The 11,689-nt window shown below is 29.7% G+C and carries 14 protein-coding genes; 1 reads left to right on the top strand and 13 read right to left on the bottom strand.

Annotated features, from left to right (window positions below):
• Positions 1–5 precede the first annotated feature (5 nt).
• From LN42_RS01920 to LN42_RS01910, 3 genes are read right to left on the bottom strand one after another with little or no spacing between them, the layout of a single operon-like run.
• Entirely contained in the window at positions 6–344 is a 339-nt protein-coding gene (locus LN42_RS01920) for a hypothetical protein (RefSeq protein ID WP_075780230.1), read from the bottom strand.
• Positions 345–377: 33 nt separating this feature from the next.
• Positions 378–1,253 carry a BRO family protein gene (locus LN42_RS01915; protein ID WP_075780229.1) on the bottom strand — a complete coding sequence of 292 codons (876 nt, stop codon included), beginning with the start codon at positions 1,251–1,253 and terminating at the stop codon, positions 378–380.
• A 15-nt stretch (positions 1,254–1,268) separates the two neighbouring features.
• Positions 1,269–1,472, bottom strand: a complete 204-nt coding sequence (locus LN42_RS01910; protein WP_075780228.1) for a helix-turn-helix domain-containing protein — start codon at positions 1,470–1,472, stop codon at positions 1,269–1,271.
• Between the two features lie 170 nt (positions 1,473–1,642).
• Here LN42_RS01910 and LN42_RS01905 point away from each other — a divergent pair, with 170 nt between their 5' ends.
• Positions 1,643–2,287, top strand: coding sequence for a LexA family transcriptional regulator (locus LN42_RS01905; RefSeq protein ID WP_075780227.1), 645 nt, complete (start codon positions 1,643–1,645; stop codon positions 2,285–2,287).
• 75 nt (positions 2,288–2,362) lie between these two features.
• On the opposite strand, the gene LN42_RS01900 is transcribed toward LN42_RS01905, so the two are convergent.
• The 10 genes from LN42_RS01900 to LN42_RS01855 are packed head-to-tail and all read right to left on the bottom strand — an operon-like array spanning position 2,363 to position 11,670.
• Positions 2,363–6,442, bottom strand: coding sequence for a phage tail tape measure protein (locus LN42_RS01900; RefSeq protein WP_075780226.1), 4,080 nt, complete (start codon positions 6,440–6,442; stop codon positions 2,363–2,365).
• Between the two features lie 12 nt (positions 6,443–6,454).
• Positions 6,455–6,952: a hypothetical protein gene (locus tag LN42_RS01895; RefSeq protein WP_075780225.1), complete on the bottom strand. Its 498-nt coding sequence runs from the start codon at positions 6,950–6,952 to the stop codon at positions 6,455–6,457.
• A gap of 16 nt (positions 6,953–6,968) precedes the next feature.
• On the bottom strand, positions 6,969–7,319 hold the full coding sequence (locus tag LN42_RS01890; protein WP_075780224.1) for a hypothetical protein: 351 nt from the start codon (positions 7,317–7,319) through the stop codon (positions 6,969–6,971).
• 17 nt (positions 7,320–7,336) lie between these two features.
• Complete coding sequence (locus tag LN42_RS01885) at positions 7,337–8,302, bottom strand: phage tail tube protein (protein ID WP_075780223.1); 966 nt, start codon at positions 8,300–8,302, stop codon at positions 7,337–7,339.
• A 16-nt stretch (positions 8,303–8,318) separates the two neighbouring features.
• Positions 8,319–8,630: a hypothetical protein gene (locus LN42_RS01880; protein WP_075780222.1), complete on the bottom strand. Its 312-nt coding sequence runs from the start codon at positions 8,628–8,630 to the stop codon at positions 8,319–8,321.
• Between the two features lie 2 nt (positions 8,631–8,632).
• Positions 8,633–9,052, bottom strand: a complete 420-nt coding sequence (locus tag LN42_RS01875) for a phage virion morphogenesis protein (protein WP_075780221.1) — start codon at positions 9,050–9,052, stop codon at positions 8,633–8,635.
• Positions 9,053–9,054: 2 nt separating this feature from the next.
• A complete protein-coding gene (locus LN42_RS01870) occupies positions 9,055–9,411 on the bottom strand; it encodes a hypothetical protein (RefSeq protein ID WP_075780220.1) in 357 nt (118 codons plus the stop codon).
• 46 nt (positions 9,412–9,457) lie between these two features.
• Positions 9,458–10,465 (bottom strand): major capsid protein, encoded by a 1,008-nt coding sequence (locus LN42_RS01865; protein ID WP_075780219.1) that lies wholly within the window; start codon positions 10,463–10,465, stop codon positions 9,458–9,460.
• Between the two features lie 12 nt (positions 10,466–10,477).
• Complete coding sequence (locus LN42_RS01860; protein ID WP_075780218.1) at positions 10,478–10,771, bottom strand: hypothetical protein; 294 nt, start codon at positions 10,769–10,771, stop codon at positions 10,478–10,480.
• A gap of 2 nt (positions 10,772–10,773) precedes the next feature.
• Positions 10,774–11,670: a phage protease gene (locus tag LN42_RS01855; RefSeq protein ID WP_075780217.1), complete on the bottom strand. Its 897-nt coding sequence runs from the start codon at positions 11,668–11,670 to the stop codon at positions 10,774–10,776.
• Positions 11,671–11,689: the final 19 nt, after the last annotated feature.

The following is an 11,689-nucleotide window of genomic DNA, read 5'->3' as shown; positions in this document are numbered from 1 at the left end:
ATAAATCACTCTCCAATGTTTATTTCTTTTGGTATTTCAGTGTTTGCTAAGGCGAGGTTTTGCATTATTTCATCTTTTTTAGCTGCATACATAGTTTTTAAAACTTCTGGAATAACATTTTTCATGAACAAATCAAATTCACTTTCAAAAATAAATTGCTCATATTCGTACATTGTTTGAGTTTGCATTATTTCATTCCCTTGTTCATCAATTATTGGCATTTCTTCCCGAACTTCTTGAATATTGTAATTGAAAGCATATTTCACTCTTGTTTTTGATTTTCTAATATCATCAGTAACGCTAATTATTTGAATTTCAGAAGGTTTTTCTGAGCTTCTTACCATTATTTCACCTCCGTAATAAAAAAGAGACCCTTTTCAGGTCTCTTTTTGATATTCAGGTTCATATTTAAGTTCTACTTTAAAAATCTCCCTTTGAATACTTGTAACTACGCCAAGAACTGTACATTCGTTTTCCCATACTACTTCTATACCATCTATTGTTGGTTGTAAATTATAGAAAAAAATCCTTCCATCATGCCTGTTTCTTGCACATCTTTTTAGAATTTTTTTACCTTTGTAATATATAACTACATCATTTCCAGGCTCATAATCCTTTTTCTCATAATAAACAATATCTCCTTTCTTATAAGTTGGTTCCATTTTATCATTATCAATTAATAATTTATTTGACATACTTTTATTGTATGGTGGTAACGGAATTATCCTTTTATTTGTTAATAATTTTAAGATTTCTGATTCAATTGTTTTCTTGGTCATTTCATCCAAATCTTCATTTTCTTTTAGAAATTTCTGAAGTTGTAAAGCCCTTAATCTGTTTTCTCTTTGCTTTCTTAGTGAAATTACTTCTTTCATTTTTTCTAATTTTTCAAATTCTGTTTTTTTAGTTTCAACTTCATACTTTCCATATTTTCTTATTGAAGGCAATACTTCATGAGTAACCCATCGTTTGAATTCTTTTGCTTGAGGTTTTTTACTTCCAAGAATTGCATTATAAAGCCCTGATTCGTTGATTATTTTTAATCCTCGTGTTGGAATTTTAAAACCGACATTTTGTAGGTTTTTACTATTAATCAGCATTTGCTCATCTTCATCCAACCTTCTTGTCATTGCTTCGGTATCAGTATATCCTAATATGCTAGCCACATCTTTTCCAATCCACCAAGGTTCTCCATTTCTTAACAATACTCTCACTTCATTACTATTAAAATTAAATTTAACTAAATTTGCCATTGCATCCCCCACCTTTCATTCTGATATAATATCATTATCAAATAAATCATCCACATTAACTCCTAAAACATTCGCAATTTTTTTTAAAGTAAAATACTTTGGATTTTTCAAAATTCCGTTTTCAATTCTAACTATTGTAGAATATGCAAGTTTTGTTTTTTCAGATACATATTTAATAGATAAACCTTTTTTCTTTCGCAATTCTTTAATCCTATTCATATTTTCACCTCCATGTATGCTATTTATATTATTAATAATATAGCGTTATTGCTTTGCAGTGTAATTATATAGCATATATGAAATATTTTCAATTAAATAAATGTAAAAAATAATTTACATTTGCGTTTATGCGAGTGTTATGATATAATAAAAAACAGCGAGGTGATACAATGGCTTTTATGCATGATTGGGAACAAATAGGAAAAAAAATAAAAGAAATTAGGCAAAGCAAAAACATAACAGCTGAGGATTTGGCTCAAGAAATAGGTACGAGTATATCTACTATATTTAGAATAGAAAATGGTCAGGAACCCCGAGCATTAAATCTTGCAAAATTAGCAAAGGCTCTTGATATATCTCTTGATAATTTATTAGGATTAGATAATTCAAAGGATAAAATTTCAGATAATGTGTCAATGGTCAAATTTATTCCTGTAATAAAAAATCTTTTTAAATATATAGAAAATAATTTTGTTTTAGAAGAAGATAATATAATTACACAAATACCTGTTCCTGTAAATAAAAATATTGATTTTGGAATTGAAATTCAGGACGATTCAATGATTCCTCGTTTTCATATAAAAGATATTGCTTTAATAAAGAGACAAAACCTTTTAAACAATAATGATTTTGGAGCTTTTGCTTATAATAATTATTTTTTAATAAGAAAATTTTATCAAGTAGATAGTGTTATACATTTAGTAGCTTTAAATTCTGATTATGAACCTATTATAATTCCAAAATATAAGAAAAAAGAATTAAAAATTTTAGGTAAAGTTGTTGGTAAAATAAGTTGGATTGAAAATGATGAATAAAGATGAATATTTTCAGAATAATATGCCTATTATATTAAATTAAGCGAAGCTCCATAAACGGGCTTCGCTTTTAATTTATGCAAATTTCAATGTTCCATTGTCGAATAATTCTTGAACTGTCTTTGCTAAGTATTCTTTGAAACTACTTTCTCCATCCATTATAAAACTATCATTAGCGTTTATTATAAATGTATTATTCACAACTTCCGGACCACTTCTTTGAACTGTGCTTGTATATTGACTTTGATATGAATTCTCCACATTTTGTTCAACATTCATATCAATTTCTGAAACTTTTTCATTAGCTTCTCTTACAATTTGACCAAAACTTTTTACAGCTCTTTTCCCCATGTCTACAACTCCAAAGGTTAACCCTTTAACTACATCTGAAACAACGTTGTACAACCAATTAAAAGCACTTGCGATCATTCCAAATACTACATAGAATCCACGACCAAGAGGAACTAATACAGCATTATATATCCAAGTTAAAACTGCTCCAAATGCTTGTAATCCAGCGAATAATGGATCGAGTAACGGTATTAATAATGTTCCTAACATTTGTCCAAGTGCTTTTAATATATTTACAAATGGTTGTAAAGCACTATTTATTAAAGGTCCTATTACTGCCATTAAACTTTCCACAATAGTTGTTATTGGATTTAAAAGTGCAACCACGTTACTAAGGCTCATAACTGCTTGAATAACTGGTCCAAATATATCTCCGAGCAATCCTGTTACACCACTAAAAACGTTTTTTAAACCGTCTAATATTGGACCATAAATCGGATCTAAACTTATTTGTGACCCTAATTCTCCCATTGCGTTTCCAAAACTTGAAAGACCTCCGCTAATAGCATTTCCAGCTGATTTGGCATTACTTTTAATCCAATTTGATATATTTTGTGCCCATGATGTTTTCATAATTCCATCAGCAACTAAAGTTCCCACATTTCTTATGCTTCCTGTTAATATATCAAATCCACCTGAAAAAATCTTTCCTAAACTTCCTAATTGATCTTTTTGAAAATTGTAGTATGTTTTTATTTCTTTGTTATCATTTAATTTAAGTATTATTTTGCCAATTAATTCTCTAAATGGATTAAGGTTTTCTTCAGCTATTTCTCTTAAATTTCCCATTCCTAAGTTATTTTTGTTGTTATTTTTAGTTGTATTTGTATTTTCATTTAATGCATTTATTTGTTTTTTAAGTGTATCTTCTAATTTACCAATTTGTTTGTCCATATCTTTATTCATTTTAATCAAACTTACTATTGAATCTACAAGTTTTTCATATCCTTCAGTATCTTCAGAGTGTTTTGCTGTTGTTTCTAAAATAACTTTTAATTGTTTAGGTAAAATATCTTTGAATTTTGATAAATAACTTAAATTCTGTTCCACATAACCTTCTGCAAATCCTGGAAGTTTTAACGTATCGTTATTTATTGCTATAAGTAAATCTCGATATTTTCTTGCACTTTTTGCATTAATTATAGCTTCACCTTTACTTATTCTTGCTAAGATACTGTCACTTGTTTCTGTGCCAGGACCATATACAAAACCGTTTCTGTCAAGTATAGCTCCTGTGGCGAATTTTGGAATATGACCAACAGACATAAAAGGTTGTTCAGTATCTGATAAATGAATAGCTGTTCTATCAGCAACAAATGTTGCTTTTTCTTTAATTGAAGGTGTATATTTTTCTGTCTTCTTGGTTATCCAACCAAATAAATTATTTATAATTTCCTTAACGGTAGTGCTAAATGCATCAGCAAAAGCAAAACCGACTGAAAGTCCCAACATTCTAAAATCATTTATTAATGAAGGTTCTTCTTTTGATAAATCCAACATATTTTTAAGAATTCCACCCCGTATTGAATTTGGTTCATTCATCAGAATATCAATAAGATGTTGTGTATATTCTCTACCTGTTTTGTCTGCTATATCTTTTATCGACATTTCACCTTGTAAAATTTTTTGTAAATTTTGCATATCTTTTCTGACACCAGAAGATAGAAAGTTCATTGCTCCAACTGTAAATCCAACAGCTATACTTAATACCCAACCTTGTTTTAATAAATACTTTGCACCTAAACTTGTAGAAAGACCTGTTATTATAGAGTTAATTGTTTGTTGGTTATCTGTAGCTTCTTGCAATTTTACATATACAATCACTTCTTTTAACCCATTAATAATTGGAACAATTGTTAAGTTATACGTATCAAGAAATGTATTTAAATCCCATTTTAAGGTTGCCCATACGCCTTTGCTTAAGACAGTTATACTATTTAAAATACCCTTTGTTTCGTCACTCATATTCATTTTTAGTGTTCCAATATTTTCATTTAAACTGTTTTTTAAATCATCTATTATATCTTTTAGAGAATTGTTTTTTATGTAATCCCAAGCATCTCCACTTGTTTTTAATCCCCATTCTATAAATTGATTTCCTTTATTCCACAAATATTTAAAAGCGTTTTGAATATAAGGTTCTATCTCTTTCCATGTATTTTTTAACCACTCCCACGCTTTTCCGGTTATTTCAAAACTCCATTTTAGAAATTGTTCTCCTTTATTCCATAACCAAGAAAAAGCTTTTTTTATATATTCGCTTATTGTATCCCAATTATTTATTAACCAATTCCACCCAGAACCTAAAATATCAAAAGTCCATTTAATAAGTTGTTCTCCTGCTTTTATTATTAAATCAAAAGCATTTTTTATATATGGCTCTATTTTTTCCCAGTTGTTTTTCATCCAATCCCAAGCATTTCCAAGAATATTCCATGTCCATTGCACAACTTTATTTTGATTTTCATTAAACCATTTTTTCATAGCGTTGAAAATAGGTTCTATTTTTCCCCACACTTCTTTTGTTTTATCTCTTATTCCATCCCAATTTAATGTCCATGCTCCAGCTAATAATGCAACTCCAACTAATAGCCATGTTATAGGACTCATTATTAATGCTATTATTTTTGGAATCATTAATAATCCAACTGTAACAGATAATATTTTAACTATTGTAGAAGTATAAGATGCAACAAATTCTTTGTTTTTGTTTATCCAATCACCAATATTCGAAACTATTTTTTGAGTTTTATCAATTATATTCTTTATATTTTTGGCCAATGAACTTCCGAATATTCTAGCAACATTTATTGTACTTTCTTTAAGTTTATCCCACGATGCAGATAGTGTATTTAATTGCTCGTCAAGTTTTGATTCAAAATCCACATTACCAACATCTTCCAACGTTTCTTTATAATCTTCAAAATTATTTATTATTGCTAAAATCATTTCCTGTGCTGTATCAGAAACACCAAGAGAATTTAAAATTGCATTCGTTTCTGACGTTGATTTTCCAGCAGTCAATTTATATAATTGTTCCATTACTTTATTTAGTCCCAAAAATTTTCCTTGAGTATCATAGATTTTAATCCCAAGTTTTTCAAAGGCATCTGATTTTTGTTGTAAATCTTGATATAAGTTTTGCAACCTATTAGCAGTTTGATCTGCCTGACCACCAAATACCTGTGTTCCAAAACTTAAAGTAAGTAATGCATTTTTGAAGCTATCTCCAAAACTTTTAGCAATAGGCAAAACTTCACCAATATTCGAAGCTAAATCCTGCATGGTTAATCTACCTTTTTGAACACCTGCAAACATTAATTTTTGAACTTCATCTGCATTCTTTATTTCATCACCATAAGAACGCAATACAGTCAATGTCGCACTGACTGCAGTAGGAATATCAGAGACACCAACGACTGCACCTTTTATTGAGCTCTCCAATATTTGCATAGCTTCTGTGCCATCGTATCCTGCAGATACAATATCATATAATGCATCAGCAAGATCAGTTGCAGATTTTCCGTATTTAGAAGATAGATTTAATAATCCCCTTTCCATTTCTTTAAATGTCATCTTTGACATCGTTTTTACATTAGATATTTTTCTTTCCAATTCTATAAAAGTTTTTGTCGCTCCACCTGCAGCAGCAGAAATTGCGCTTAATGCAATAGTAGCTGCTTTTTTTGCTTGTTCTGCAGTTTGTTTAATTCTTTCAAATCCCTTAGCTACATTGTTTATTTGAGGACTTGCTTTATCTATTGCACTTAATATTATCGCAAGGTTCGCTGTATTATTTAACATGATGTCACCACCTTAAGTTGCGTTATTCTGCTCTTTTAAAACTTCTTTTAATCCATTTTGTGCCATGGTGATTATTTTCATTTTTTCCCATTCCTGATCCTCTATACCAGCTGTTTTTGGTAAATGAATTATATTTCCTCTATGATCAAAATAATATGGTATTTCAAAGATAAGATCATCTAAATATTCCCAAAAATTCTCGCCGTGTTTTATAACCTTTGCTCCTTTAAATCTAAGATAAAAAATCTTAGTTATGATTTTTTCTTCTTTTAGAACGTTTTTATCAAACCTTTCTATTTCTCTACCAATATCTCGAATTATAAAACTCATATATCTATACTTAATTTTTTTTATTGTTTTCTCTGTTATTTTTTGATTAATAGACCAATCTAGTATATAACTTTGCAATAATTTGGTATATCTTTGTGTCTCAAAAAATCTTTTTTCTTTTATACTCAATTCTTTTGGATCTTTTGTTTCTATCCAGTCATTATCGAATTCATACAACATAAGAAAAAGCCTCCTTTCAGCGGAGGCTTAATCCATACATTTCCTGTAGTTTTACCCATAATCTGTTTATAATATTATTATCAAGTTTCTTTAGGTTTTCAACTGTAACTGGAACTTGTTCACTCCAACCTTTTATAACCTTTACCAGAACATTCAAAGGAACTTGCACAGAATTTTCTACATTCATTTTGTAGCTCCCATCAGCATTAACTACCAAATCTTTTGGTGTAACTGCTTTCTTAATTTCTTCACCTAATTCAAAACTTAATTCTTCTAATACTTCAATGTAATCCTGTGTTTCTTTTTCAACTATTCTACCTTCTTCAAAATAAATTTTTATAGTTTTTTCACTTGCAAATAATCCCATAACCTCTACCTCCAATCTTAATATGTTCCAGTTGTATTTTGATAATCAGAAACTTCAATTACATCACCAGTATCAGGAATTAAAGCTGTAAAGTTTGCTTTGAACATTATTTTTTCTGCTCCTCCAATATCGTGTGTCATTTCTGAGAAATTGATTCTTGGAAGATATATTGTTAATTTTTCTCCTGTTGCTTTTTCTAATTTAATACCTATTGCTCCGTCCTGGAAGTTTTTAAATTTACTGTATTCACCACTAACAACAGAAGCATCAAAGATAATATCTAAACTTCCTGTTATTTCTAAATTACCTGCTTCTAATGTTTTTCTTTTCCCTGTTCCATCAAGTCTGTAATCGTCTGCATCTAAGTTATTACCTATATTTAGCTCAATACTTGAATAAAGATCGGTTGTTGTTTGAAAATCATCTGTGTATAGAGTTAATTCTTTAAAGAAAAATGGTTGATCATCTACATCAACTATTGTTCCTTCTGTTCCAGCGCCTAATACTTCCTCTTTACCTACTAAATCTAAACTAATTGAGGGTATTGAACCAACTGCACCACTGAATTTTAATGAATTTACTTTCATTCCTAAATATTTCATTTTTTGTCCTGAATGATCCACTTGAACTGTTGCAGAAGGTATATCTGAATTTAAATCGATAGGTGTAATTTTCGTATATTCATCACCACTATCAGCTGTTCCGTCAGGATCCACTAATGCTGCTTTACCTAAAGCAAGGTAAAAAGCTAATTCTGCAGATGTTGGATAAGCTTCTAATTCAAGAGAGCCTTCTGCACCTTCTTTCGTAGGAGCAAGTGATTTTGTTCCTCTAATTCCAAGCAATGCCTCGGATTTTGCTGTTTCAATTTTGTGATTCAAACTTTCTGATTTGAAAGGCAACTTATATTTCAACGTTGCTTCAGTTGCGAACGAACTCTCTATTCCTAACAATACGCTACTTTTTGCACCTGTATATGCCATTTAATTTCACCTCACTTTAAATTGTTTCTGGAATTACGAATTCTATAACCGAAACATTATTTTCATCATCGATTGAATAATCTATATTTTCAACTTCATCAAAATTTGAATAAATCAATTTTGCAATATTTATAGTAATGTCTTTCAAATTCGTTTTGCTGGTTTTATATATAATCTGAAATTGATGAAATATTCTATATCTATTAGAAGTTAAGGGAGTTATACTTCCTTTTATTTCTCTAACTGCACATGCATTATTTAACAATCTATCAAACTCTACAACTTTATAACCATTATTAGCTAATAATGTTTTTATTGTATCTACCATAATTATTCCTCCAGATATTTAAGGATTATTTTTTTTATAATCTCAATATGTTCATCTCTTATATGCATAAAAGGACGTTTTGGCATTTTTCTTGTTCCTGTTTGATGATATACACCATATTTAACCCCTGTCCATACTTTAGCTGTATATTTGGTGTAAGAAGTATTAAATGATTTTTTTAATTTTCCTGAATCTACTAAAATAGGATATGCTGTTCCTTTTTTTCTTTTCTTATGTTCTTTTGTGGATTTAGATAAATCTTTCCATTTACCATTTTCTGTTCCTTGTTCATCAAAATTTTTTAATACAGATTGTTTCATTATAAGTGCTGCATCCTTCATAACCGGGGATAAATCATTTGTTTTCTTCATGAGAGAATTCAATTTCTTTTTTAAATCTTTATCATTAATTTTTATTTCCATATTCACCACTTCTCTAATTCGTCATCAGTAAATACTTGCGATGCAGAAGAATATGCTACTTTCCCTGAACTGGATGTTTTCTGTTTTTCTCTTTGCAATGTTGCTACATTAAAAGACTCTTGGATCATTTGAGCTTCCTCTATTTTTCCAGCATTTAAATATAATTCTTTTTTAATGTAATTTCTAATCATTTCATCTTTAAAGCTCTCATCAAAATCAGCAAATATTGCATTTATAAAATTAGTTGCATTATCTATTAATTCTTGCAAAACTTCATCTGTTGTATTTACATCATCAGCAGCAAGTTGATCTAATATTTCATCAGGTATTATTTTCTTTATATTATCTATCGTAACCATATAATCACCTCACATAAAACAAGAGAGCCCGCGAAGGGCTCCATTATTATGAAATAGTTACATTAAATATTTTTAAAGCATTTGCATTGATTAAATACGGCAATGGTCTTGACATTACATATAATGCTTTAGCTATACCATCTTTTGTAACTTTTTCCCAAGATAATACATCAGTCATAATTGGATTTCCATTTGGCTGAACGTCAAATTGAACTATAGCACCAAATGCTAATCTAAATGCTTGTGAAGATAACATAATCAATGTTCCATCTGGTATATATTTTTTAACTGTTCCATCGTTATATTCACCCATATATACATACATTGGTGGGATATTTACTGCTTCGAAGCTTCTTCTAACTAAAGCATCTTCATTTTGCATTTGAGCTCTTGCTAAATTCAATTCTTGTTTCTTAATCATATCTTTAATTTGAGTATTATCAAATAATGCTGCTTCAACATCTTTAGACATAATAATCATGTCTGGGGCAAATCCATTTTTCCTAATTTCATCTGCTGCATTTACTAAATCTTTATAAATTTTTGTTGTAGAACTTAATGTGTAATCCACAGGAGTTACGTTGTTGAATGTAATTTCATATTTTCTTTCACCATCATTGTATGATATTTTACCTTCGGAAATTATTTGAGCAAACATTTGTTCAATTCTTCTATTGACTCTTCTTTTTAATCCTTCCATTTTTAAAGCTCTTATGTATTCTTTATTACTTACAACACCTTCAGAACCATTTAGGGCTAATACTCCAGGATTTGCATTTGCAAAAATATCATCTTCAGTTAATTCATCGTATTCAAAAATTTGTGCTGGATCAATCATTGTTTCAGTTACAGTGTTTGTAGTTTTTACTGGTTTAGCTGGATCTCCGACTTTTCCTAAACTTGCTATAGTCATACCGAAATCTTCTGTTCTTATATTTACTTTTGGAACTGGACTAAATTTTTTATTTTTACCAAGTGTTTTTGTTAAGAAATAATTCTCAACTGGTGTTTTTCTATATAATTCAGTTAAAAATTTCCAATCAATTGCACCCATTATTCACACCTCCTAAGCATTTGCTCTATTTTCTAAGAATATCCCAACTTGTCTTAATTGTGCCTTTAAATTTTCTGTTACTGTTACTCCTGAATCTAATTCATCCTCATATACAACCCCAAAGAATATAACTGCTGCTTTTGCTGGATCTTGCGATGCGGATACATCTTCTGCTAATATTCCTACTGGTGTTCCTGCAGATAAAGGAATATATTTTTGGTTTGTGCTATCATACTCTAAAACTGTTCCTTTAGGGATTGCTGAAGTTACATCAACTGGTACTATAGATACCTTTCTGTCTAACATACTTATTCACCTCCATATACTGTTTTAATTACAGTTTCTACTTTTTTACCTAAATCAATTTTGCCTTCTGAATCTGAAAGTTGCTTTTTTTCAACCTTTGGCATAGTTTCAAATACTTCATCATACACTTCAAACATCTTTGGATCAGCTAATACTTTAGCCTTAGCCTTCTCTACTGTAGCTGGAACTACACCTTTCTCCAACCATTCTTTAGCCCATTGTTCAACTTTTGCTTCATGTAATTTCTTAGCTTGTTCTTCTTTTTCAGCTAATAACTTTTTGTTCTCCTCACTTAACTTTTTATTTTCTTCGCTTAATTTTTTAATTTCTTCATCCTTTAACTTGATTTGTTCGGAGAACTTCTTAATTTGTCCTTCTAACTCTGATAACTTCTTTTCTAAATTTTGCATACCACTTTCACCTCCATTTAAAATCTCTTTTAATTTGATTATTTCAGACACTAATTCTTCAAAGGTAATTTTTTTCATATCAGGATGAGCGGGTTTGTTAGTTAAAGCTACACCAATAAATACAGCACCAACATTTTTATTTGATTTTTTATCTTTATACTCTTCAACATATTCTGCAGATAAATATTCAAATTTCTTTTCTTCTAACAACTTAACTCCTTCATCTGTCAATTCAACCTCTATCCATAATCCATCTTCTCTAACTTCCATATTTACTACTTCTCCATATTTTCCTAACTCATCAATATGTGAAATATTGACAGGCGGATTATATGAAGGAATACCGCTTTTAAAATTCTTTACCATTTGCTCTGCTAATTCTTTAGTAATACTTATCTTCCCATATCTTGGATCATAAAACTCAGAAAAAGGTAATGCGTTATGCCAGAACGTCCTTTTTGCTTCTGCAAATTTTGTAACCCTGAACATCTATTTAACCTCCTTTCAG

It is taken from the genome of Marinitoga sp. 1137, assembly GCF_001941525.1.
Lineage (GTDB): Bacteria > Thermotogota > Thermotogae > Petrotogales > Petrotogaceae > Marinitoga > Marinitoga piezophila.
This window is presented reverse-complemented; position numbering and strand designations above follow the sequence as displayed.

Bases quoted from the DNA above. Each gene is read 5' to 3' on its own strand.
- LN42_RS01920 (WP_075780230.1), bottom strand. From the start codon at position 344: ATGGTAAGAAGCTCAGAAAAACCTTCTGAAATTCAAATAATTAGCGTT.
- LN42_RS01915 (WP_075780229.1), bottom strand. From the start codon at position 1,253: ATGGCAAATTTAGTTAAATTTAATTTTAATAGTAATGAAGTGAGAGTA.
- LN42_RS01910 (WP_075780228.1), bottom strand. From the start codon at position 1,472: ATGAATAGGATTAAAGAATTGCGAAAGAAAAAAGGTTTATCTATTAAA.
- LN42_RS01905 (WP_075780227.1), top strand. From the start codon at position 1,643: ATGGCTTTTATGCATGATTGGGAACAAATAGGAAAAAAAATAAAAGAA.
- LN42_RS01900 (WP_075780226.1), bottom strand. From the start codon at position 6,442: ATGTTAAATAATACAGCGAACCTTGCGATAATATTAAGTGCAATAGAT.
- LN42_RS01895 (WP_075780225.1), bottom strand. From the start codon at position 6,952: ATGTTGTATGAATTCGATAATGACTGGATAGAAACAAAAGATCCAAAA.
- LN42_RS01890 (WP_075780224.1), bottom strand. From the start codon at position 7,319: ATGGGATTATTTGCAAGTGAAAAAACTATAAAAATTTATTTTGAAGAA.
- LN42_RS01885 (WP_075780223.1), bottom strand. From the start codon at position 8,302: ATGGCATATACAGGTGCAAAAAGTAGCGTATTGTTAGGAATAGAGAGT.
- LN42_RS01880 (WP_075780222.1), bottom strand. From the start codon at position 8,630: ATGGTAGATACAATAAAAACATTATTAGCTAATAATGGTTATAAAGTT.
- LN42_RS01875 (WP_075780221.1), bottom strand. From the start codon at position 9,052: ATGGAAATAAAAATTAATGATAAAGATTTAAAAAAGAAATTGAATTCT.
- LN42_RS01870 (WP_075780220.1), bottom strand. From the start codon at position 9,411: ATGGTTACGATAGATAATATAAAGAAAATAATACCTGATGAAATATTA.
- LN42_RS01865 (WP_075780219.1), bottom strand. From the start codon at position 10,465: ATGGGTGCAATTGATTGGAAATTTTTAACTGAATTATATAGAAAAACA.
- LN42_RS01860 (WP_075780218.1), bottom strand. From the start codon at position 10,771: ATGTTAGACAGAAAGGTATCTATAGTACCAGTTGATGTAACTTCAGCA.
- LN42_RS01855 (WP_075780217.1), bottom strand. From the start codon at position 11,670: ATGTTCAGGGTTACAAAATTTGCAGAAGCAAAAAGGACGTTCTGGCAT.